The sequence below is a fragment of the Synechococcus sp. 'PEA 65AY6A-5F PE A' genome, assembly GCF_047462575.1.
Taxonomy (GTDB): Bacteria; Cyanobacteriota; Cyanobacteriia; order Thermostichales; family Thermostichaceae; genus Thermostichus.
Genome location: NZ_JAOALE010000025.1, coordinates 24,693 through 45,784, shown reverse-complemented (window position 1 = coordinate 45,784; position 21,092 = coordinate 24,693). Strand labels below are relative to the sequence as shown.

Below are 21,092 nucleotides of genomic sequence, written 5' to 3'. Positions count from 1 at the left end.
TCCTCCAGCCCGCCAAGCTGCGCTGTGGCGGGAGTACCCCGGAGGTTCTGATGGGTTCGTTGCAAAAACAACAACTGACCCAGAACAACTCGGTCTGACTTCTAATCTGGTTGGGGAACTCTCAAGAAGCGAGAAAGAGCGGGACAATGCCCAGCGCCTGCCGGATGTCGTCATCCAAGCCCTTGGCAAGGGTCAGAATCAAGCGCAGGAGGGATCCGGTTGCAGGTTTGCCCCAGACAGGAGATCATAGAGTCCTATCAAAGCAAAAAGCTCCCATTGACAGCGTGACGGTGGAACCTAAGCAGACTCAGCTAGACCCTCGGCCCGCCGGCCTCACCACAGCTACCGGAACCATCAAAGCCCAGTTGGATTTGCTGTTGCTGGGGCTGGAGTCCCTGAGCGGAGAAATTTCCGAGGCGGTTCTGGCTGCAGCCAAAGCCCTGAACTTGGAAAAGCAGATCGGCGATCGGGTGGCTCTCTGGCGGCTGCGCAACGCCAACCCTCTGCGCCGCAGCAGCGGTGGGCGAAAAGAAGTCGATATCGAAGAGGCGCGCGCCCTGGTGCTGGTGATTGCTCATCTGGCTGCTCAGCAGCAGGCCCGTATCCGCAGCACCTTGGAGCAACTGGAAGCTGCTGTTGAACAGGAGCTCAGCCCTTTCCGTCAGCCACTGGTGGGCGACTATCTAGATGAGTTTATCTCCCACTACCGCAGCCGCATGGTGGATGGGGATGTGCGTGACGAGAACAGCCTCGCCGAGCTGGCTCTGCGCATCTTGATCGAGCTGATGTTTTACAGCAGCCCAAGAGGGGCCCAGCGTCTATGGAAAGCCCTGCTCAACCGCCCTGAGATGGATCTGCCCGCCGGCAGCGACGAAGAAGGGGAGGTAGCCCATAGCTCCGGATCGGATGCTTTGCCCTCTTCCTGAAATAGGCTCCTTGCTTGTGTTGTTTGCCCGCCAGTTGCCATGCCCAGTCTCACCCTTATCAGTCATACCTATCAACAGCCCACCTCGACCCTCACGGTGCGGGGAGAGGCACCTGGCCTGCCCGAAGCTGCCGAGGGTTCCTCAACGCCGCCCCTGCGAGCCATCCAGCAGAACTTCGAGTGTCAGTTGGAAATTCGCCAGGGGGAGACCACCAAAACTCTGCAGGGGGACAGTGTTTGGCTCAGCGATTTGATCGCGGTGATCGACCGCTACGTCGGATCCCAGCTCAGCGGCGCGCCCAAGGGAACCTTCAGCGGTACTGTGGCCATCCGTCCGCTGGATTTTATTTTTCATCGCCTCACGGTGCGCCAAGGGGAGAATCAGATTGCCCAAGTGGATCTGTCGATGACCCAGTTGTACGACCTGTTGGAGAACCTCTCTCAGGTGGCCGATGACATTCCCCAACTGGCCAGCCTGGGAACGCCGGTAACGCGGGCTTGGTATCGACAGCCTGCCGGGATCGCTGCCCTGCTGGTGGGAGGGATCGCCCTGGTGGCCGGGGTCGGGATCTGGGCCAGCCGCACCCCGGAGAAGAGGGCTCCCACTGCTTTCAACTCGGCCCAGGAGCAGCTCACCGCGCCGGAAGCCTCTGGAGATCCTCTGCTGCGGCTGCAAAACACCCTGGCCCAGCAATGGCAGTCTCCTCCCGATTTGCAGGAGAGCTTGATCTATCGAGTAACGGTGGATGCGGCGGGATCCCTGCTGGCTGCCGAGCCGGAGAATGAGCTGGCCCGGGAACGCCGCGCCGAAACTCCTCTTGCCGACCTGCCGGAGTTGCCGCCGGATCCCTTGCCGACGGGTGCCAAACAGTTCCGCATCAGCCTAGGGCCAGAGAGCCGGGTAGAAGTGACCCAGATAGAGCCCCTCTGAAATCCGGGCTGAGGAGAACGTCACTCCAGACAGATGACCGGCCCCTCTGTGCCACACTGCTCGCCGTGCAGCCACTCTTCCTGGGGATCCGATTGAGCCAAAGACATAGCCGCCAGCAGAGCCAAAGCAGCGACTACCCCCGCGAGCCAGATGCTGCGCATGGTTTTCTCCCCATCTGCGATGAGTTCAATCTCTCGCTTTTCCGCCCGTGTCTTGGTGACCGGATGAGAGGTTCGAAGGCGATCCAAATCACAGTCAACGGCTGGCCGCTCGCCCTCTCCCCTTGCCGTCGCGGTAGAGTTTGGCAGTGATCTTAATCTGCAGGGATCCCCACTTTGCCCTCTTTCAGCGCAGATCCCGGCCAAAAGGCAACAAAGACAGGATGACCAGCTTCAGGTGCTGTTTGGCAAAGGGGATCCCAACGACGGTGACGGCCAGGATCACAGCCCAGAAGAGGTGGTTGAGCACCAGGGGCCAGCCGAAGAGCAACAGCCAGATCACGTTGAAGATCAGCAGCAGCGGGCTGTTGGCATCGGGATACTCCACCACTTCTTTGCCGAAGGGGGCAAGCACTGCAAACCCCAGTTTGATGCTCTGCCAGCCAAAAGGAATGCCGATGATGGTCAGGCAAAGGCTTAGCCCCCCAAGATATAGCCCAGACTGGTCAGCAACCCCCCGAAGATCAGCCAAATGATGTTGCCAATTAAGCTCATGATTCAGAACCTCTAGCGCTGAGCCCGGACTGCAGGGCAGGTTTCCGCTCCCCGCCCCCTGGACAAGCAGACGGGGCGGACCCCTTTTTATTGTTCCCATCGCCAAAGCACGTTCCCTTGAGCCTCGCCGAACTGCAATACTTCGTCAAGGTTTGCAACGCTTTTGGGGAGCTGTGGTAGGATGCCTGCTGTCTGACGAGCCGATCTACTTGCAGCGAGGAGAGCGCCTTGAGCCTGAGAGTTGCTGTTGTTGGGGGTGGCCCAGCCGGAGCCTCTGCCGCCGAAGTTCTAGCCCAAGCCGGAATCGAGACCTTTTTGTTTGAGCGGAAGCTAGACAACGCCAAGCCCTGCGGGGGCGCTATTCCCCTCTGTATGGTCTCAGAGTTCGACCTCCCTGAGGAGATTATCGACCGCAAAGTGCGCAAGATGAAGATGATCTCCCCTTCCAACTACGAGGTGGATATCGCCCTCGAAAAGGAAAATGAGTATATCGGCATGTGCCGCCGCGAGATCCTGGATGCCTTCTTGCGCAACCGCGCTCGCCAAAAAGGGGCGGAGCTGATCCACGGCAAGGTGATGCATCTGGAAATCCCCCAAAATGGCCGGGATCCCTACATCCTGCACTACAGCGATTTTTCCGACGGCTCAAATCGGGGAGTACCCCGTTCGCTGGCGGTGGATCTGGTGATCGGGGCAGATGGCTTTCACTCCAAGGTGGCAGAAGCCATCGGTGCCGGCGACTACAACTATGCTCTGGCCTTTCAGGAGCGGATTCGGCTCCCGGACGACAAAATGGCCTACTACGAGGAGCGGGCAGAGATGTACGTGGGGGACGATGTTTCTCCGGACTTCTATGCCTGGGTGTTCCCCAAGTGCGACCACGTGGCGGTGGGCACCGGCACCATGAAGGCCAACCAAGCCCAGATCCAAAAGTTGCAGGCCGGGATCCGCGCCCGCGCTGCCGAGCGGATTCGGGGCGGCCAGGTGATCAAGGTGGAAGCCCATCCGATCCCAGAGCATCCGCGTCCGCGCCGTGTGGTGGGTCGGGCAGCCCTGGTGGGAGATGCGGCAGGCTATGTAACCAAGTCCAGCGGCGAGGGGATCTATTTTGCCGCCAAGTCGGGCCGCATGTGCGCCGAGACCATCGTCGAGACCTCCGAGGGCGGGAAGCGCATCCCCAGCGAAGAAGATCTCAAGCTGTACCTCAAGCGCTGGGATCGCCAATACGGCCTAACCTACAAGGTTTTGGACATTTTGCAACGGGTGTTCTACCGTTCCAACGCCACCCGCGAGGCCTTTGTGGAGATGTGCGCTGACCGGGATGTGCAGCGGCTAACCTTTGACAGCTACCTCTACAAGACGGTGGTGCCCATGAACCCTTGGGTGCAGTTCAAGATCACGGTTAAGACTCTAGGCAGCCTGCTGCGAGGGAACGCCCTGGCACCTTAGGGATCCCTACTGCCACTGGAAGGTGACGGTGACCCGATCCCAATTGGCATCGGTTTTCAGAACCCTAGCAGAGGCGTGTTGTCCCGGCGGCACGTCGCTGGGTTCAAACGCGACCACCCGCGTCTCCACCACCTCCTCTCCCCGGTAGAACGTGAAGCGAGCACGAGCGTTGAGGACGGTGCGGGTGCTGCGGTTGATCGCCTCTACGCTCAGGCGGCTGCCAGCCCCCACCCGTTCTTCCTGAATCGAGCCCACGATCACGAAATCTCCCGGGTTGGGTGCAGATTCGGCGGCAGCAGTCGGCGTTGGGCTGGCCGTCGGTGGGGCCGTCTCGGCCTGGCCGGGATCGGGCTGCTTCAAGAGCGCCAAGACGCGGGCCAGCTCCTGCTGAAAGAAGACAAAGGCTTCCCGCGATTGGTTGGCCACCTGGGCCAAGATCAGCCGATCCGACTCTTCCAGGGGGATCTCCAGGAGGGGGGCCGGCCCTTTGAGGGCGACCCGAATGCTGGCGACTTCTTGGTTGATGAATTTATCCAAGTAGGGAAAGATGTTGAGAATGCAGTCTTGAAAGGATCCCATTGGCATAACGCGATTGTTCGTCAGCACTAAGTCGGCTCGCTCGCAGCTAGTTCGATCCTCCATATCGATTTCCAGCGGCACCCGAAAAGATCCCAGGCTGGTGTTGGTGATGGTGACGTTAATGCTGTCCACTTCCTGCCGCCAGCCGTGGATGATCTCCAGGCTAGGGCTGGTCACTTCCTCGGTGAAATACTCTCCGGCCCAGGCGGGGGATCCCCATAAAGCTAGGGCCGAGAGCAATCCAGGGAGATAGTAAGTCCGTCTCCAATTCACCTCAACTTTCCCTCCTTGAACTCGCAGATGTCGGGGTAGAGCCAAACCGCACCCAGATGTTGCCTGCTGCCCCGAGATGGCAATAGCCTAGCCCCAGGGCTAGCACAAACCAAGAGGAGACAGCGTTGGTTTAACGGCTTTCAACCTTCTCCTTACTCGGCTCGGCAGCCGAGCGCCCATCTTCTGAGAAACTCGCGGTTGTCTCTGCAGCAGCTCCCCAGAGACCCTACTTGGACGCTCCTGCCGCTGCCGTTTTCCGACTTGTCAGGTGAGGGATCCCGTGTGCGATAGGATCAAAAGGTGCCAAAATCCTGAAAGCCTCGGATCGAGTGCGCCCGTGTTCCTCACCCTTTCAGCAGTATGGCCAGATCTCCAGCTTTGTGGCTCAGTCGCCTCGCTGTTCTGCGAGGGCTGATCTTTATCTTGGCGGTGGTGGTTGCTCTCGTCTACTTGGGCTTCAGCCGCGAAGTTCGTCTTGGCCTTGACCTCAAAGGGGGGACGCAGCTCACCCTGCAGGCTTTGCCCACGGAAGAGGTGCCTGAGATTACCTCTGAGGTGATGCAGGGGGTAGAGGCGGTGATCCAGCAGCGGATCAACGGCCTGGGGGTGGCCGAGCCTCTGGTGCAGATCAGCGGCCAAGATCGCCTGTTCGTGCAGCTGCCGGGGGTGGCAGATCCCGATCGGGCCATTGCTCTTTTGGGCGATACGGCCCGGTTGGAGTTTCGCAAGGGCCTGGTGCCGGTCAGTGCCCTGCCCCGCAACGAGCGGGGAGAGATAACGGCGGGGGAGGATCCCGACGCCCTGTTTGAACGGGTCGGCCTCACCGGCGATCTGCTGCGCAACGCCTATCCCCAAGCCCCCCGCCGCGGATCCCAGACTTGGGAAGTGTTGCTGGAGTTTAAGCCGGCAGGGGCAGAGAAGTTTACTCAGCTCACCCGCGAGTTGGCCGGAACAGGGCGCCCGATTGGCATTTTTCTGGACGACGTGCTGATCAGCGCGCCAATTGTGGGGCCGGAGTTTGCCCGCACCGGCATTACCGGCGGGACGGCGGTGATCACGGGCAATTTCACAGTGGAAACCGCCACCGATCTGGCGGTGAAGCTCAAGGCGGGGGCGCTTCCCGTTCCCATTCGCGTCATTGAAAACCGCACCGTCGGAGCCACGTTGGGGGAAGAGAGCGTGCGCCGCAGCCTCTATGCTGGCATTGCCGGCCTGGTGCTGGTTTTCGTCTTCATGGTGGCCTACTACCGCCTGCCGGGGCTTGTTGCCGATATCGCCCTCCTCATCTACGCCCTCTGTACGTTTGCTCTGTTCCAACTGCTGGGGGTGACCATGACCCTGCCCGGGATCGCCGGCTTCATCCTCAGCATCGGCATGGCGGTGGATGCCAATGTGCTGATTTTCGAGCGCATCAAAGAGGAGCTGCGGGCCGGCAAGTCCATCTACAAGTCCATCTCGGAAGGGTTTAACCGCGCCTTCAGCAGCATCCTCGACAGCAATGTCACCACCCTTTTGGTCTGTGGCGTACTTTTCTGGCTGGGGATGGGGCTGGTGAAAGGCTTTGCGGTAACCCTGGCCATTGGCATTTTGGTGAGCTTTTTCACGGCCATCACCTGCACCCGCACGCTGCTTTTGGCGGCAATGGGGATCCCCGCCCTGCGCAAACCTGAGTTTTACGGCGTTCGCATGGAGGCGGCTCAATCATGACAGCTCAAGAGCTATCCCCCACCGATCCGGCGGTGGGATCCCGGCGGTCGCTTGACTACCGCTTCGACATCGTGGGTCGCAGCAGGCTGTGGTTTAGCTTGTCTCTGGCAGTGTTGCTGGTGGGGCTGGTCAGCATGGCTTTTTCCCTGGCCTCTCTGGGAACCCCCCTGCGGCTGGGGCTGGATTTTGCCGGCGGCACCTTGTTGGATCTGCGTTTTGAGCAGCCTGTCACCACCGACGAGCTGCGGCGGGCTCTGCAGGAACATGACCTGGGAACCAGCATCATCCAACTGGACACCCAGACGGGCCAGGAAGCCTTGATCCGCATGCCCCCTTTGACGGAGCAGGAGCGCCTGGCAGTGGAAGACACGCTGCGGCGGCGGGTGGGATCCTTTGAGCGCAGGCTGGTGGAGACGGTGGGCCCGACGGTGGGGCGTTTGCTCTTGCGCTCCGGCCTCGTGGCCGTGCTCATCTCCTTTGGGCTTATTGTGGTGTATCTGGCCCTGCGCTTTCAGTGGGATTACGCAGTGTTTGCCATTGTGGCCTTGCTGCACGATGTGGTGCTGACAACAGGTCTGTTTGCCCTTTTGGGCCTGACGGTGGGCATGGAGGTGGACAGCCTGTTTTTGGTGGCGCTGCTAACCATCATTGGCTTTTCCGTCAACGACACAGTGGTTATCTACGACCGCATCCGGGAAAATCTGCGTCTGGTCAGCCGCAAGGTCAGCTTTGCCGAGGTGGTGAACCTGTCGTTGAACCAGACTTTTGCCCGCTCTTTGAACACCACCCTGACGACGATGCTGCCCCTGGTGGCCATTGCCATTTTTGGGGGAGCCACCCTGAAGGGGTTTGCCATTGCTTTGCTCATCGGCTTCAGCTTGGGGGTTTATTCCAGCATCTTCATCGCCAGCCCCCTGCTGGTGTGGTGGCGGCAGCGGCGCTATGGCGCCAACAGGGATCCCAATCCCCTGCCTTCCGGCGCAGAGGGGTAGGATCTTCCCTAGCCCAGGGGTAAAGCGGCGGCAACGGCCTACCAGTGCAGTCGCTGGCCGTAGGCAACCAGGTAGCGCTGCAAATCGGCCATTTTGCCCTGGGGCACGATCTGGGCTGGGGTCAAGCCGGGATCCTGGCTGCGGAGCCAAGCCACGGTCAGCCCCGCTGCCGAGCCAATGGTCCACTCGCCGTAATGGGTGCGGGTGGCGGCGTTGACAATGTGGCTGGCGGCGATCCCCTTGCCGCCGATGAGCAGGTTATCCACCTTCTGGGGGATCAGGGCCTCTAGGGGGATGACGATGGGGCGGACGGAAAACTCGTTGACCGGCGCCGAGCTGGCCGACAGGGAAGGCTCCCAGTTGCGGTAGCGACAGCCGTGCATGTCGATGGCGTAGTGGGTGATCCCAACTGCTGTGGGGCTAAAGTCCCGTCCCCCGCTGGCGCCGACGCGAATATCCTGCTCCAGCATCAGGAATTCCGCCTGGCCGTAGGCGGCCCGCCCCAGGATACGCCGCCCCTCCCGGATGTAGGGGTAGAGGCTGAGGCCGGAGCGGGTGCCCAGCAAAGACTCTTCGCCAAACAGCAAGGAGAGGGGATAGCCGGCGCGGGACTGGGTTTCCATCAGCCATTCGGCAAACAGCAGGGCGTGGTTCTCCCCATCTTTGATGGCCGAGACATCCAGCCCCCCCAGCCAGTTGTGGCGCTGCCCTGAGGCCAGCAGCCGCTCTTCCGTTAGGATTAGGGGTGGGTTCATGATCCCCCAGTCGTTGCCGCGGTTCCAGTTCACCAGGGTGAGATCGCCGGGAAGCGGGGTGCCGTAAAAGGGATCCGTGCGGCCTTTGCTGACGATGCGGCGGTAGTTGAAAAAGCTCTGGCCGCTGAAGGTGGGAAACCCCTCCAGGTCGAACTGGCGGCGGTGCTCGGCGCGGGAGTAGCCCGGCTGCAACTGGGCCAGCTCGGCGCGGGAGCGCCCGCCGTCGTCGTGGATGGCCAGCACGAAGGGAAAAGTGAAAGCCTGGGTGCACTCCGGGTTGCTGGCCGGGGCGGCGTTGGGCTCCCCGGTTAGATCTCGCCCTTCTGAGCCCAGCCGGTAGGGGATCCCGGCCCAGCCCACCAGCTCGCCGGTGTCGGTGGCGTCGATCACGAACAAGGGGCGGCCCGGCGGCGCCTGCAGCCGCAGCACCCGCTTGGCAAAGACTTCCGTCTCCTGCCAGCTATACCAGCTCACCAATTCCCGCCACAGCCGCCCCGGCGGCACAAAATGGGGATCCCGCGGCTGCCGCTGCACCGCGTAGATGCTCTCGAGGCGGGAGCCGTCGGCGCTGAAGGTGGCCCCCTTAAAAGCGGTCTGGGTGGCCCAGCGACTGTGGGGGGCGCTGCGGGCGGCCTGTTGCAGCCAGGTTTCCACCGCCTGCAAACCAGCCTGGGGCGGAAAACACAGCCCCCCTACCCAGCAACTGTTGATTTCGGAGACACGGGTTCCCGGCGGGATCCCTGTCCAGGCGGGCAGATGCACCGGCTGGCTTTCGATGAGGGCCTTAAACTCCAGCCAGTGGCGGGAAAAATTGCCCCGCTGCCGCATGGGGAGCGACTCGTCGATGGCTGATACCCCCTGGGAGGTGATCTGGCCCCCCAGCCAAGGGGTGAGCTCGATGAGACAGGTTTGCACGCCCCCCCGCATGGCCTGGCCTGCCGCCGCCACGCCCCCCAGGGATCCGCCCACCACCACCAGCTCGCACTCCCAGATCTCGTCCGGCTGGGGCAGGGGATCCAGCAGCGGCCAGCCGTGGGCCGTAAAACGGGGCACCTCCGGCTCTGGAGCGGCGACGGGCGATCCCCCTTCCGGCTGGGAGAGGGCGGCAAACCCCATCCCCGCCACAAAGCCCAGCAGCGACAGGATCCCCAGCCCCAGAGCTTGTTTGCGCCTGAGTTGCTGCCGCGCCGCTGGGATCCCCTTACCGGCCGTCTTCACCTTAGTTTTGCCTCACACCCCAAGCTTTCTTCCGCAATGCTAGCGGGAGAACCCCTCTTGAGAATAGCTGATGAATAAGGCCCCCTTGAATGGCTGCGGGTGGCTCCGGATCCCCCAGATGGAAGTGCCGGACAAGGGGATCCAAGCAGGTGAAATCGGGCATAGGCAACCGTTGAGCCCTGGATGGCAAGGGCTGGGTCGTTGCCTGGCGTTGGATTGGGCTTTTGTTGGTATCCTACGCGATAGCCGGTCTCCGACTGCTGCTCCATGCTGACCTTGCAAACTGTGGCCGACCTGCTGCAAGCCCCTTTGCAGGGAGATCCCCACCTCTTGGGGTTGCCGGTTCAGGCCCTCTGCACCGACAGCCGCCGGTTGCAGCCAGGATCCGTTTTTGTGGCGCTGCGGGGAGAACGCTTCGACGGGCACGATTTTATTCCGCAAGCCCTGAGCAAGGGGGCCGTTGCTGTCATCAGCCAGCGGCCGGTGGAGGGTCCCCACTTCCAGGTTCCCGATACCTTGACTGCCTATCAGCGCATTGCCAGAGCCTGGCGGGAGCAATTTTCCATCCCGGTAGTGGCCATCACCGGCTCAGCAGGCAAAACCACCACCAAGGAAATGCTGGCGGCTGCTCTTTCGCGCTACGGCAGCGTTCTCAAAAGCGAGGCCAACCACAACAACGACATTGGGGTGGCGCAAACGCTGCTGCGGCTACAACCAGAACACCAGTTTGCCGTTCTGGAGATGGCCATGCGCGGCCCTGGTGAGATTCGCCGCCTTGCACAGATGGCTCGCCCCACCCATGCCTTGATTACCCACATCGGCACCGCCCACATCGGCAGGCTGGGATCCCGCGAGGCCATTGCTGCTGCCAAGTGTGAGCTGCTGCAGGAGTTGGGGCAGGGGATAGCTGTGCTCAATGGTGAGGATCCCTTGCTGTTGGCCACTGCCGCCAGCCTGTGGTCGGGAAAAACCCTCACCTATGGCCTCGCCCAAGGGGACTTGCGAGGAGAATGGGATCCCCAAGCCCAAACCGTAACCGTGGAGGGCTTGACCTTGCCGGTGCCCCTGCCAGGAAGGCATCACGCCCTTAACTGGATGGGGGTGCTGGCGGCTGTGCGCAGCTTGGGTCTGAATTGGGAGCGCCTGCAAGAGCCCCTTGACCTACCGCTGCCTCTGGAGGGGCGCAATCGCCATCTCAAGCTGGCTGGGGACGTGGAGATTTGGGATGAGACCTACAACGCCTCGCCGGAAGCGATGATCGCGGCTTTGCACCTGCTGGCTCAGACTGCGGGAAAACGGCGCTGGGCCATCCTCGGCCCAATGCGGGAACTGGGAGAGCATGCCCCACAGCTCTACGCAGAGGTGGGTCGGGCGGCTGCCTCCTTGAGACTGGAGCGGGTCTGGCTTTTGGATCCCGACGGGGAGATGCAGCCACTGGTTGACGAAAAGCCAGCCGCCGAGGTTGAACGCTTTGAGGAAGCTTCTGCCTTAGTGGAGGGTTTGCAGCAGCAGGTGCGGGCAGGGGATCGACTGCTGTTTAAGGCGGCGCGAGCCGTCGAGCTGGAGCGGGTGCTGCACCGCTTTTTGCAGGCTTGGCAGGGATAAGCTAAGCTAAAGGACAGTCGATAAGTGGCGCCCTATCGAGGCCATCGACCCGAAGCTTGCCCACACCTTCTTCACAGCTGCACTTCTTCTGGACAGCATGTACCACAACCCTTCTCTGCGGGAAGAACCTCGCGATCAGCCTCCAGTAGTGCTGCCCCTGCCCGGTAGCATTTCTATCCTCGACTGGTTGCGCCAGGAAGGCCGGCTGATCGAGCAGCCTCTTGAAGTCCCTGAAGCTGTTTTGGAAGAAGACATCGACGACATCGACGATTTGATCGGGGACGACTACGACGAAGACTTCGAGGCGGAAGAAGAGTAGGCATGCCTGCTGAGATCGCCAACTCGTTTACCCCTCTGCCCAGCACCGCAGAGGTGCCCACTTTGGCGATGCCAATGGAACGCTAACTTGAACAAACAATGTAAACAAACGTAACGATCCCTCAGCCTCAAGGGATCCTCATCGGGCGTGTTTTGGATGGTTCACCGCCATCCCGCGATGATTGTTGCAAATCTAACCTCAGCGGAGAGTAGCCTTGTAAGCCTTGTCAAAAAGGTATTTTGGGGTAGTAGAAATATCTTTTTCGGGGACTTTTTGCGATTTTGAGGAACCCGAGCTCTATCCCGTCCGTCACATAGAAATGTGAACCTACTCTTCACGGAGGGTTACATTGCATGATTCGCAATCTCTTCGCTCTCTCCTTGGCTGTTGCCTCGGCCACCACGTTGGTTGCAGCCCCTGCGGTCATTGCCGGCAGCCACGGCGCGACTTCTGAAAGCGTGAAAACCGCTGCCCCTGCCAGCAAAACCATAGTAGATGTTGCTGCCGAGGCCGGCTCTTTCACCACCTTGATCCAAGCCTTGGAAGCTGCCGACTTGGTGAAGGTGCTCTCCGGGGAAGGCCCCTTCACCGTTTTCGCTCCCACCGATGAAGCTTTTGCGGCGCTGCCGCAAGGCACTCTAGAGGAGCTGCTGCAGCCGGAAAACCGCGAGAAATTGACCCGGATTCTCACCTACCATGTGGTGCCCGGCAAAGTCCTCTCCAGCGATCTAAAGGAAGGTGAAGTGACGACGGTCGAAGGATCTTCTGTGAAGATCTCCTTGAGCGACGGAGTCAAGGTCAACGATGCCAAAGTGACGCAAGCAGACATTGAGGCCTCTAACGGCGTCATCCACGTCATCGACAAGGTGATCCTGCCCCCGCAAAGCTAACTTGTCGGTGCTAAGGCTCTAGATCCCAGGGGGGTCTAGTCCGGCCCCTGCCCTCAGGGGTGGGGGCTTTGCGTTGCAACCCAGCCCGGCGACCCTGGCCTTGAGCTCTACAGGTCGATGCCGACGCTGGAAGTGTAGATCGCCTCCACCGACACGCCGGACACCCGCTGCGGACGCACGATCATGTACTCGTTGTCCATTTGCTTGGGCAATGTGATGAACTCGTCCCCACCCACCATCAGTTGGTTGATCAGCTCTGTGTATTCTCTAGCTTCCTTGACCCGTACCTGCATGGTTTGTCCACCTTCGAGCATGATGTGGACAAGGTATCCATCGGGTTTTCTGGCCATGGGTGCTCCTATTGGGTGCAGCGAAGGTCGATAAGGGGCGTTCTCATGAACATTATTCCCCCATCGGAGAGGCCTGGCCAACCCTTGCCCCCGCCAGGAAATCTGGAGTTGCGGCGCGACCAACCGACTTGAGGCAGTTTCCCGGGCGCCTCCCCGGCCCACAGCTCCCCTCCCAAAAAGAGAGGAAAGGCGAAGGAAGGCCAAAGCAAGTGGTTCCCCTGCGATTGGGGATGGCTATAGATTACTAGGATGTGCCTATTTTGGGCTTCCTACCCAACTTGCTCGATCTCCCCGCTGGCTGGGATAGCTGGAGTGACTGGCGCAAACTCCCTTCAACGGCTGGACTGGCGCAACCTCAACACCCTCTGGGGATCCATTTTGGCCGAGACCTTGAGCCGGCTGGGTTGTCGGGTGGCCGTGGTCTGTCCAGGATCCCGTTCTGCCCCCCTCACCTATGCCCTAGCCCAGCACCCTGAGATCGAGGCCATTCCAGCGGTGGACGAGCGGTCGGCGGCCTTTTTTGCCCTCGGCTTGGCCCAGCAAACTCGGCAGCCCATCCCTCTGGTGTGTACTTCCGGCAGCGCCGGCGCCCATTTTTTCCCTGCTCTCATCGAGGCGGCAGAAAGTGGTTGGCCCCTTTTGGTGTTGACGGCGGATCGGCCGCCGGAGCTGCGCCACTGCCGCGCCGGGCAGACCATTGACCAGGTGAAGCTCTACGGCCACTACCCCAACTGGCAGGCGGAGCTGGCCCTGCCCAGCGCCGACCTGGAAGCTCTGGCCTACCTGCGCCAGACCGTCATTCACGCCTGGGAGCGTGCCCTCTACCCTTTCCCGGGTCCAGTGCATCTCAACGTGCCTTTGCGGGAGCCCTTGGCTCCCATTGCTGACAGCAGCACCGCGCCCCTGGCCCGTTGGCAGAAAAATCCGGAGTTTGAGAAGAGCTTTTTTCGGGGGGTTGCTCCGGCCGGATCTGCCTGCCAGGCGCTGCGGGGCACTCTTCAGGTGGAGAGGGCTTCCTTTTGGCAGGAGTGGTGCAGCTGTGAGCGGGGAGCGATCTTGGCAGGGCCGGCCCAACCGGCAGACCCCCAGCGTTATGCAGAGGCGGTGGCCCGCTTGGCGCTGGCCCTGGGCTGGCCGGTGTTGGCGGAGGGACTCTCCCCTTTGCGCAACTACGCTTCCCTCAACCCCTACCTCATCACCACCTACGATTTTCTCCTCCAGGGAGAGCAACCTCCTCTTTGGCCAGAGCAAGTGATCCAACTGGGATCCTTGCCCACCAGCAAGGCGCTGCGGCAAACCCTAGCCCAAGCCCGACCCCGCACCTGGCTGCTCGATCCCCGGGCCCAGAACGCCGATCCCCTCCACAACCCCACCACCCACTTGCCCTTTGTCGTGGAGGAGGTGGCGGCAGGGATCCCGGCAGGCAAGGCCAAAGCAACCGCTTTTCTACAAACCTGGCTGCGGGCGGAAGCCAAAGCTCGGGCTGAGCTGGATCGGCTGCTGGCTGACCTGCCGGAGTGGTTTGAGGGCAAGCTTGCCTGGTGGCTGGCCCACCACCTGCCGCCGGAGACGCCGCTATTTATTGCCAACAGCACACCGGTGCGGGATGTGGAGTGGTTTTGGCCACCCAACGACCGCCATATCCGGCCTTACTTTAACCGCGGCACCAACGGCATCGACGGCATCCTCTCGACCGCCTTTGGGGTGGCCCATCGCCAGCGCCCGACGGTGGTGCTGACCGGGGATCTGGCCTTTTTGCACGACTGCGGTGGCCTGCGTCTTGCCCAATGCCTTCAGGGATCCCTGACGATTCTTCTCATCAACAACCAGGGGGGCGGCATCTTCGAGCTGCTGCCCATTGCCGAGGCGGGCCCACCCTTTGAGCCCTACTTTGCGACTCCCCAGGCGGTGGATTTTGCCCTCCTCTGCCAGGCCCATGGCATCCCCCAGCAGCGGATAGAGACCTGGGAAGAGCTGGCCCAGGCTTTGGATCCCTTGCCCGCCCAAGGGGTGCGGGTGTTGGAGATCCTTACGGATCGGCGGGCGGACGCGCGGCGACGGCAGGAGTGGTTCCGGCGCTGGTCTGAGCTGCCATCCACGCCGTAACCCGCTTCCAGATCTGTTCGGGCAGATCCTCGGCCTCGCAGTCCAGCCACTGGATCCCTGGCATGGCCCGAAACCAGGTCATCTGCCGCTTGGCAAACTGGCGGGTGCGCCGCACAATCAGAGGCTGCAGCTCGGCTGCCGGGATCCGCCCTTCCAGGTAAGCGCCGATCTCCGCATAGCCCAAGGTCTGCAAGAGGGGCAGGTCTGGGCCGTAGCGCTGCCGCAGCGTTTTTACCTCCTCAATCCAGCCTGCCGCCAGCATTTCTGCTGTGCGCCGGGCAATGCGTTGTTCCAGACGGGGCATTGGGCAGTGCAACCCCAAGAGCAAAATGGGGTAGTCAGGAGGATGGGCCTGCCGCAGGTAGGAAGCCGGCTTCCCAGTGGTGTAGATGATCTCCAAAGCCCGCAGGGTGCGCACTTCATCATGAGGGTGAATCTGCCCCGCTGCCACAGGATCCAACTGCTGCAGCCAGGCGTAGCAGATCTCGGGCGGCCACGTCTCCAGTTGAGCGCGCAACTGAGGCTGGGGGGGAACTGCCGGGATCCCCAGCCCTGCGGTAATGGATTGGATGTAGAGCCCCGTCCCCCCCACCAGAATGGGAGTCTGTCCCTGCCGATGGGCCTCGGCAATGCGCGCCTGGGCCGCCTGCTGAAACTCGGCCACGGTGTAGGTGTGGCGGGGATCCACAAAGTCCATCAACTCGTGCGGCCAGAGGGCCCGCTCAGCGGGGGTAGGCTTGGCAGTGCCGATGTCGAACTCCCGGTAGACCTGGCGAGAGTCGGCATTCAGCAGAGGGGATCCCAGCCGCTGGGCCAACAGCAGCGCCTGGCGCGACTTGCCGGTGGCCGTGGGGCCAGCGATGACGACAAGCCCCGGCCTTGCAGTCGAGGAGGGGGAGGGAGGTTCTCGACAGTCGCGCCCATTTGGAGACCGGTTTTGATCCATCCGCCGGCAAGAAAGTTCACCCAGGGCAGCAGATTAAAATTTTCAAAGAACCTTAGCGCTGTGGCTAGAATAGAACATCCATAGTCTCTATCGTCTTCCCAGCTCTTCGAATTTCCCCGTGATCTCATCTTATGTCCCTGCTTCCGTTGCCATGTGGGGCGGGGCACGGCCTCGGTTTAAACTGCCCCTTGTCAAACTGCTTTTCCTGTTGCTGCGGGCCTCGGCACGGCTAGGTCTGGCCGGCCTTGGCAGAGCCCTCGGAGCAGGAATCCTGGCGGCGTTGCTGGCGTGGGAACCGCGCCCTGCCTTGGCAGAGGTTTTGGTGCTCAAGCAGGGAGAAGTGCGAACTTTGCCCCTATTGCAAACAAGTGCCCGGCTGCCCCTGCAGATGGAAATGCTCTATTTGGGCATGGTGGAGGAGCGCTTCTTGAGCTACGCCCGCGCCAACAATTGGGAGACTATTTCCAGCGACCGGGAGGATCCCCGCTGGAGCCGCTGGCAACTGCGCCCGGGCGGTGAGGCCCTTTACCTGCCGGATGCCCCTTCGTCGCGGGATCCCTTAGAGCCCCCCCTCTATGCCCGTGGGTTTTATGTGGAGGCCTACTTCATGGGCGGGCGGCTGGCGGGGATGCACCTAATTGACAATCCAGAAGAGCCGGGCTTCAATTTAAGGCAACTGCAAAGGCTTGTTCGCGCCTGGTTCCCCGATAATCGCCTGATGGTGTACTACCAGGTGCTGCCGGAGGATCCGGACCAGCAGGTGCTGGGCGCCTACTGGGGCACTGTCCCTCCCCCTTACCTTGCCACCATTCAGCGCAACAGCCGCCTGCCCTTCTGCCAGACCTTTTTCAGCCCCACTTCGCCCCAGCCCATCACGCCTCCTTCCACACCTCCCCATTGCCTAGTCCAGGCCGCCGGTGAGGACGGTACCGTGCCTTTGGCTGCCCAGAAGAAGACCAACGCTCTGCGCTAGAATTTCGAGCCCATCCTCCCACCAGAAGGGATCCCTGCCGCTGAGCCGTGGCCCTTCCCAATGGGCTGAGGGTGAGGAGCGCCAGGCCTTCTCCCCTCTCTTTTGCGCCTTGGCCTGAGAGGAGTCCAAGGGCAGGGTTTTCCCAGATCAGCTCAAATCAAACCGTTACCAGCTCGGGGCGGCGGCTGTGGCGAATGGCACGAATGGCTTCCCCGTAGTCCTTGGCCTTGAACACGGCTGAGCCAGCCACGATGGCGTTGGCCCCCGCCTCGATCACCTGCCAGGCGTTGCTGGCCTTGATGCCGCCATCTACTTCAATCCAGGGATCCAAGCCGCGCTCGTCGCACAGGGCTCGCAACTGGCGAATCTTGGGCACCACCGCCGGGATGAAGCTCTGCCCGCCAAAGCCAGGGTTGACACTCATGATCAACACCAGATCCACCAGATCCAGCACGTACTGGATCAGCTCCAGGGGGCTGGCGGGGTTGAGCACCACGCCTGCTTGCTTGCCCAGATCCTTGATTTGGCCGAGGGTGCGGTGCAGGTGAATGGTGGAGCTGGACTCGGCGTGAACGGAGATGATATCGGCCCCCGCCTTGGCAAAGTCGGCCACATACTTCTCCGGCTCCACGATCATCAGGTGCACGTCCAGGGGCTTGGCCGTAACCGGGCGCAGGGCTTCTACCACCAGCGGGCCGATGGTGATGTTGGGCACAAAGCGGCCATCCATCACATCTACGTGGATCCAGTCGGCCCCTGCCTCGTCCACCGCCCGCACTTCTTCCCCCAAGCGGCTAAAATCGGCTGAAAGGATGGAGGGGGCGACGACGATCGGCTTTTGCCCAGAAGCTGCTGACGGCTGAGTCATGGTGAGTATCCAAGTTGTAAACCGCAAAATAGGGGAGCTCGCTCCTCTATGGTACGGAGTTTGATCCCCTTTGCAAACTGCCTCTTGGCTCGGAGCCTAGGGTTGCAGGGGAGAGGTGGAGCCAGCACTGGCCTCGACCCACCGCCATCCCCGGAAAACTTAGGCCAGATGTCCCCAGAGATCCGGTGGCTGCGCGTTGCTCTGAGGCTCTGGAGCAGCCTGCTCTGAGGGAGCCGGGTTCACCTCTTCTTCCAGCCGCAGGGCCAGCTGCTGCAACTGCATATAGATGCTGTTGACAGCCAGCATGGCCAAGACGGTGCCGAAAAACTTGGTGCGGGATCCCATAGACCAACTCCTGGGTAAGAACCAAGATAGGACAAAGGTACGTTCCTCGCCGCTGCCCTAGCTCCAACTTAGCGCACAGGCGGAGCAGGCTCTTGGAGAAAATATGGTTTCCCTCGACAGATGCAAGCACTTTCCCGGAGCAATGTCATGACCGCCTCCCCAAAGCCCGCCTACCAGCACCTGCACACCGCCCTTTGGGTCAGCGATCTGGCCAGGGCCGAGCATTTCTACGGCACGGTGCTCGGGATCCCCAAGGCAGAACGGTTTCCCTTTGACTTTCCCGGCGCCTGGTACCAGGTGGGGTCTTCGCAGATTCACTTGATCGTCACTGAGGAGCCGCTTGACCAGGGGCAGCAAGCCAGTCGTGGCAGCAGGGCGAAGTGGGGGCGCCTTCCCCACGTGGCGCTGGGAGTGGAAGATCTGGAGGCGGTGAAAGCCCGCCTGCTGCAGGCAGGCTATGAGGTGCAGCCCAGCGCTTCCGGGCGGGCGGCTGTGTTTGTCCGCGATCCGGATGGGAATGTAATCGAGCTAAGCGCGATTGGCGCAACTGAGCCATGAACCCTCTCCCCCCAGCGATACCGCCTGTAACACCAGCGCGGCGTGGCGATAGGGATCCCCGCTGCCAGTTCGACCCGGCCACCGCCCTGGTCAGCGCGGCGCAGATGCAGCGCCTTGAGGAGGAGATCTTCGCTGCCGGCATGCCCGTGGCCGCCCTGATGGAAAAGGTAGGGCTGGCTGCTTTTGCCCAGTTGCAACAGGATTTTCCCCAGGCCCAGCGCATCGGCATCCTCTGCGGGACAGGGCACAATGGCGGCGACGGCTTGGTGGTCGGACGAGAGCTGCGGCTGGCCCAAAGGTCGGTGAAGGTGTGGCTGGGCAAGCCAGATCTCAAACCCCTGACCGCCGAGCACGCCCGCTACCTCAGGGCCCTGGGGGCGGAGTTTGTGGAGCGGGTGGAGGCGTTGGCCGACTGCGACCTGCTCATCGACGCCCTCTTTGGCATTGGCCTAAACCGGCCCCTGGGGGATCCCTGGGCGGAGGCGGTGGAGTGGGCCAACGGCAGCGGCATTCCCATCCTCAGCCTGGACCTGCCCTCCGGCCTCAACGACCAGACAGGCGAGATCTGGGGCTGCTGCATCCGCGCCAGCTACACCTATGCCCTGGGCCTCTGGAAGCGGGGCCTGTGGCAGGAGGCGGCTCTGCCTTGGGTGGGACGTCTGCGCCGCCTCGATTTCGGCATTCCCCCTTGGGCCTGGCCGGAGGTGGAAGTTCCCCAGGTGTTGCTGCACCCCTGGCCCCATTTCCCCCCCGATCCGCCTTTGGATACCCACAAATACCGCCAGGGATCCCTGTTGCTGGTGGCGGGATCGACAACCTATGCCGGGGCGGCGGTGTTGGCCGGGCTGGGATCCCGCGCCAGCGGCGTGGGCATGGTAACCCTGGCGGTGCCGGCAGAATTGAAAGGGCTCGTCCACAGCGCTTTGCCGGAAATCTTGGTTCACGCCTGGGAAGGGATCCCCTCCCTGCTGGCCGAGAAACCCTTTCAGGCGGTGGCGGTGGGGCCGGGCGTGGGAGAAACCCGCCGTCTACTGCTGGAGATCCTGCTGCAGGATTGGGCCGGGATCCCTTGGGTGATCGACGCCGATGGCCTCAACGCCTTGGCGGAAATAGGGGTGGAGCGCTTGCCAGAACACAGGATCCAAGCCATCCTCACCCCGCACCTGGGGGAGTTTCGCCGGCTTTTTCCGCACCTCCCGCTTTCAGATCGCATGGAGGCAGCCCAGAGAGCAGCAGCCCAGAGCGGGGCAGTAGTGGTCTTGAAGGGGGCGCGGACGGTCATCGCCTCTCCTACGGGGGAATGCTGGGTCAACCCGGAAAGCACACCGGCTTTGGCCCGCGGCGGCAGCGGCGATGTTCTGACCGGCCTGATCGGCGGCCTGGTGGCGCGCAGAAGGGCTCAACTGGGTCAGTCGATGGGGATCGCGGAGCTGCTCAGTTGCGCCTGTGCGGGGGTGTGGTGGCATGCTCAAGCAGCCATCCATTTGGCGGGGGAACGGGGTCTAACGGGCGTGGATCCGGCCCACCTGGCGGAGCACCTGCCGAAAGCGCTGCGGATTCTGCGGCAACAAAAGCCCACTTAAGGTTGCAAAAACCCCAGGGCCAGCCCCAGGAAAATGAACAGGCCAAAACCAATCCGATAGACAATGAACACCCAGGTGCTGCTGCGCTGCAAAAATCGAATGAGCCAGTCGATGGACCCGTAGGAGAAGACAAAGGCCGAGAGCGTCCCCAGCCCTTGCGACAGCAGCGCCTCTGCCCTGAACTCGGCGATAAACTCCGCCACCCCGGCCAAAAAGAGGGCCGGGATCCCCAGCAAAAAGGAGTAGCGGGCGGCAGCCGAGCGCTGCAAATCCAGCAACAGAGCCGCCGTCAGCGTCACACCAGAGCGGGATACCCCTGGGATCAGGGCCAAAGCCTGGGCCAGCCCCACCCAGAGCCCATCCCCAATGCCCAGGCTGTGCAGATCGCGCCGGCGCTTCCCCACCCGTTCTGCCCAGCCCAAAGCCAGGGCCAAGCCGATGGCGGCGGCGGCAACCACCCACAACTGCCGGGGCGGGGATCCCCAGATGGCCTTGACGGCCCAGCCCGCTATGACAATCGGCAGCGTTCCCACCAGGATCCCCATGAGCAGCCGCCAAGACTCCTCCTGGAAATCTCGCTTCTGCCAAGCCTTCCAGGAGCCGAGGAGCAACTGGCGCAGGTCAGAAGCAAAGTAGATCAACACCGCTCCCAGGCTGCCCAATTGGATCACCGCCGCAAAGGAAGCCCCCGCATCCGGCCAGCCCAGCAAAGCTGGAAACACCCGCAGGTGCGCCGTGCTGCTGATGGGCAGAAATTCCGTGATCCCTTGCACCATGCCCAAGACCAGGGCCTGCCACCAGTTGGGATACCAGATATCGGCCAGCACCAAAGAAAGCCTCTCCCAGTACGCCAGGCTACTGTCTGGAGGGGAGTTTCCCTCACCCCCAACCCCTCTCCCTTAGGGAGAGGGGAGATAGAGATGCCGCAGTACCTCACCAGCCTTGCCCTGTCTCTGAAAAGGGCTACGCCCGAAACCCCCTGTTCAGGGATCCACTCTCAAAACTCT

At 61.9% G+C, this 21,092-nt stretch carries 21 protein-coding genes; 12 read left to right on the top strand and 9 right to left on the bottom strand.

Going from position 1 to position 21,092, the window contains the following annotated elements; translation table 11 throughout:
* The first annotated feature begins 284 nt into the window (after positions 1-284).
* A complete protein-coding gene (locus tag GG26_RS09485; RefSeq protein WP_011428992.1) occupies positions 285-926 on the top strand; it encodes a DUF3038 domain-containing protein in 642 nt (213 codons plus the stop codon).
* A 39-nt stretch (positions 927-965) separates the two neighbouring features.
* Entirely contained in the window at positions 966-1,856 is an 891-nt protein-coding gene (locus GG26_RS09480) for a DUF4335 domain-containing protein (protein WP_011428993.1), read from the top strand.
* 20 nt (positions 1,857-1,876) lie between these two features.
* On the opposite strand, the gene GG26_RS09475 is transcribed toward GG26_RS09480, so the two are convergent.
* Both GG26_RS09475 and GG26_RS09470 read right to left on the bottom strand, forming a co-directional pair.
* The gene (locus GG26_RS09475) at positions 1,877-2,017 is read right to left on the bottom strand and encodes a hypothetical protein (protein ID WP_168173324.1); all 141 of its coding nucleotides are present in this window, start codon (positions 2,015-2,017) and stop codon (positions 1,877-1,879) included.
* 184 nt (positions 2,018-2,201) lie between these two features.
* A complete protein-coding gene (locus GG26_RS09470) occupies positions 2,202-2,546 on the bottom strand; it encodes a YccF domain-containing protein (RefSeq protein ID WP_414390209.1) in 345 nt (114 codons plus the stop codon).
* A gap of 251 nt (positions 2,547-2,797) precedes the next feature.
* Between GG26_RS09470 and chlP the strand changes: the two genes are divergently transcribed.
* The gene (gene chlP, locus GG26_RS09465; RefSeq protein WP_414390207.1) at positions 2,798-4,018 is read left to right on the top strand and encodes a geranylgeranyl reductase; all 1,221 of its coding nucleotides are present in this window, start codon (positions 2,798-2,800) and stop codon (positions 4,016-4,018) included.
* 6 nt (positions 4,019-4,024) lie between these two features.
* On the opposite strand, the gene GG26_RS09460 is transcribed toward chlP, so the two are convergent.
* Positions 4,025-4,870, bottom strand: coding sequence for a hypothetical protein (locus GG26_RS09460; RefSeq protein ID WP_414390205.1), 846 nt, complete (start codon positions 4,868-4,870; stop codon positions 4,025-4,027).
* Positions 4,871-5,230: 360 nt separating this feature from the next.
* On the opposite strand from GG26_RS09460, the gene secD reads away from it, so the two are divergent.
* Positions 5,231-6,577: a protein translocase subunit SecD gene (gene secD / locus GG26_RS09455; RefSeq protein ID WP_099812619.1), complete on the top strand. Its 1,347-nt coding sequence runs from the start codon at positions 5,231-5,233 to the stop codon at positions 6,575-6,577.
* A complete protein-coding gene (gene secF / locus GG26_RS09450) occupies positions 6,574-7,569 on the top strand; it encodes a protein translocase subunit SecF (protein ID WP_414390202.1) in 996 nt (331 codons plus the stop codon). Before secD ends, secF begins: the two co-directional genes overlap by 4 nt.
* Before the next feature lie 38 nt (positions 7,570-7,607).
* Here secF and GG26_RS09445 read toward each other — a convergent pair whose 3' ends face one another.
* A complete protein-coding gene (locus GG26_RS09445) occupies positions 7,608-9,542 on the bottom strand; it encodes an FAD-dependent oxidoreductase (protein ID WP_414390200.1) in 1,935 nt (644 codons plus the stop codon).
* 267 nt (positions 9,543-9,809) lie between these two features.
* On the opposite strand from GG26_RS09445, the gene GG26_RS09440 reads away from it, so the two are divergent.
* The 3 genes from GG26_RS09440 to GG26_RS09430 all read left to right on the top strand — a co-directional run bounded on the left by GG26_RS09440 (position 9,810) and on the right by GG26_RS09430 (position 12,356).
* Complete coding sequence (locus tag GG26_RS09440; protein ID WP_011428999.1) at positions 9,810-11,147, top strand: UDP-N-acetylmuramoyl-tripeptide--D-alanyl-D-alanine ligase; 1,338 nt, start codon at positions 9,810-9,812, stop codon at positions 11,145-11,147.
* Positions 11,148-11,244: 97 nt separating this feature from the next.
* A complete protein-coding gene (locus GG26_RS09435) occupies positions 11,245-11,466 on the top strand; it encodes a DUF3134 family protein (RefSeq protein WP_011429000.1) in 222 nt (73 codons plus the stop codon).
* Between the two features lie 353 nt (positions 11,467-11,819).
* Positions 11,820-12,356 carry a fasciclin domain-containing protein gene (locus tag GG26_RS09430; protein ID WP_011429001.1) on the top strand — a complete coding sequence of 179 codons (537 nt, stop codon included), beginning with the start codon at positions 11,820-11,822 and terminating at the stop codon, positions 12,354-12,356.
* Between the two features lie 107 nt (positions 12,357-12,463).
* Here the strand turns inward: GG26_RS09430 and GG26_RS09425 are convergent, their stop codons facing one another.
* Positions 12,464-12,706: a hypothetical protein gene (locus tag GG26_RS09425; protein WP_041438020.1), complete on the bottom strand. Its 243-nt coding sequence runs from the start codon at positions 12,704-12,706 to the stop codon at positions 12,464-12,466.
* A 312-nt stretch (positions 12,707-13,018) separates the two neighbouring features.
* On the opposite strand from GG26_RS09425, the gene menD reads away from it, so the two are divergent.
* On the top strand, positions 13,019-14,812 hold the full coding sequence (menD, locus tag GG26_RS09420) for a 2-succinyl-5-enolpyruvyl-6-hydroxy-3-cyclohexene-1-carboxylic-acid synthase (RefSeq protein ID WP_414390196.1): 1,794 nt from the start codon (positions 13,019-13,021) through the stop codon (positions 14,810-14,812).
* On the opposite strand, the gene miaA is transcribed toward menD, so the two are convergent.
* Complete coding sequence (gene miaA, locus GG26_RS09415) at positions 14,736-15,758, bottom strand: tRNA (adenosine(37)-N6)-dimethylallyltransferase MiaA (RefSeq protein ID WP_414390193.1); 1,023 nt, start codon at positions 15,756-15,758, stop codon at positions 14,736-14,738. The two genes, menD and miaA, sit on opposite strands and share 77 nt — an antisense overlap.
* Before the next feature lie 280 nt (positions 15,759-16,038).
* Here miaA and GG26_RS09410 point away from each other — a divergent pair, with 280 nt between their 5' ends.
* A complete protein-coding gene (locus GG26_RS09410) occupies positions 16,039-16,731 on the top strand; it encodes a hypothetical protein (RefSeq protein ID WP_240530352.1) in 693 nt (230 codons plus the stop codon).
* A 157-nt stretch (positions 16,732-16,888) separates the two neighbouring features.
* Here the strand turns inward: GG26_RS09410 and rpe are convergent, their stop codons facing one another.
* Together rpe and GG26_RS09400 are read right to left on the bottom strand one after the other, a co-directional pair.
* Positions 16,889-17,599, bottom strand: a complete 711-nt coding sequence (rpe, locus tag GG26_RS09405) for a ribulose-phosphate 3-epimerase (RefSeq protein ID WP_011429006.1) — start codon at positions 17,597-17,599, stop codon at positions 16,889-16,891.
* A 159-nt stretch (positions 17,600-17,758) separates the two neighbouring features.
* Entirely contained in the window at positions 17,759-17,944 is a 186-nt protein-coding gene (locus GG26_RS09400) for a hypothetical protein (protein ID WP_011429007.1), read from the bottom strand.
* A 147-nt stretch (positions 17,945-18,091) separates the two neighbouring features.
* Here GG26_RS09400 and GG26_RS09395 point away from each other — a divergent pair, with 147 nt between their 5' ends.
* Together GG26_RS09395 and GG26_RS09390 are read left to right on the top strand one after the other, a co-directional pair.
* Complete coding sequence (locus tag GG26_RS09395; RefSeq protein WP_011429008.1) at positions 18,092-18,502, top strand: VOC family protein; 411 nt, start codon at positions 18,092-18,094, stop codon at positions 18,500-18,502.
* Positions 18,499-20,085, top strand: a complete 1,587-nt coding sequence (locus GG26_RS09390) for an NAD(P)H-hydrate dehydratase (RefSeq protein ID WP_414390188.1) — start codon at positions 18,499-18,501, stop codon at positions 20,083-20,085. Before GG26_RS09395 ends, GG26_RS09390 begins: the two co-directional genes overlap by 4 nt.
* Here the strand turns inward: GG26_RS09390 and GG26_RS09385 are convergent.
* Positions 20,082-20,912, bottom strand: coding sequence for an undecaprenyl-diphosphate phosphatase (locus GG26_RS09385; protein ID WP_011429010.1), 831 nt, complete (start codon positions 20,910-20,912; stop codon positions 20,082-20,084). The two genes, GG26_RS09390 and GG26_RS09385, sit on opposite strands and share 4 nt — an antisense overlap.
* Positions 20,913-21,092: the final 180 nt, after the last annotated feature.

What these genes read in the sequence shown, in the direction of transcription:
- GG26_RS09480 (WP_011428993.1), top strand. Translation starts at nt 966, where the DNA reads ATGCCCAGTCTCACCCTTATCAGTCATACCTATCAACAGCCCACCTCG.
- GG26_RS09475 (WP_168173324.1), bottom strand. Translation starts at nt 2,017, where the DNA reads ATGCGCAGCATCTGGCTCGCGGGGGTAGTCGCTGCTTTGGCTCTGCTG.
- secD (WP_099812619.1), top strand. Translation starts at nt 5,231, where the DNA reads ATGGCCAGATCTCCAGCTTTGTGGCTCAGTCGCCTCGCTGTTCTGCGA.
- secF (WP_414390202.1), top strand. Translation starts at nt 6,574, where the DNA reads ATGACAGCTCAAGAGCTATCCCCCACCGATCCGGCGGTGGGATCCCGG.
- GG26_RS09440 (WP_011428999.1), top strand. Translation starts at nt 9,810, where the DNA reads ATGCTGACCTTGCAAACTGTGGCCGACCTGCTGCAAGCCCCTTTGCAG.
- GG26_RS09435 (WP_011429000.1), top strand. Translation starts at nt 11,245, where the DNA reads ATGTACCACAACCCTTCTCTGCGGGAAGAACCTCGCGATCAGCCTCCA.
- GG26_RS09430 (WP_011429001.1), top strand. Translation starts at nt 11,820, where the DNA reads ATGATTCGCAATCTCTTCGCTCTCTCCTTGGCTGTTGCCTCGGCCACC.
- GG26_RS09425 (WP_041438020.1), bottom strand. Translation starts at nt 12,706, where the DNA reads ATGGCCAGAAAACCCGATGGATACCTTGTCCACATCATGCTCGAAGGT.
- miaA (WP_414390193.1), bottom strand. Translation starts at nt 15,758, where the DNA reads ATGGATCAAAACCGGTCTCCAAATGGGCGCGACTGTCGAGAACCTCCC.
- rpe (WP_011429006.1), bottom strand. Translation starts at nt 17,599, where the DNA reads ATGACTCAGCCGTCAGCAGCTTCTGGGCAAAAGCCGATCGTCGTCGCC.
- GG26_RS09400 (WP_011429007.1), bottom strand. Translation starts at nt 17,944, where the DNA reads ATGGGATCCCGCACCAAGTTTTTCGGCACCGTCTTGGCCATGCTGGCT.
- GG26_RS09395 (WP_011429008.1), top strand. Translation starts at nt 18,092, where the DNA reads ATGACCGCCTCCCCAAAGCCCGCCTACCAGCACCTGCACACCGCCCTT.
- GG26_RS09390 (WP_414390188.1), top strand. Translation starts at nt 18,499, where the DNA reads ATGAACCCTCTCCCCCCAGCGATACCGCCTGTAACACCAGCGCGGCGT.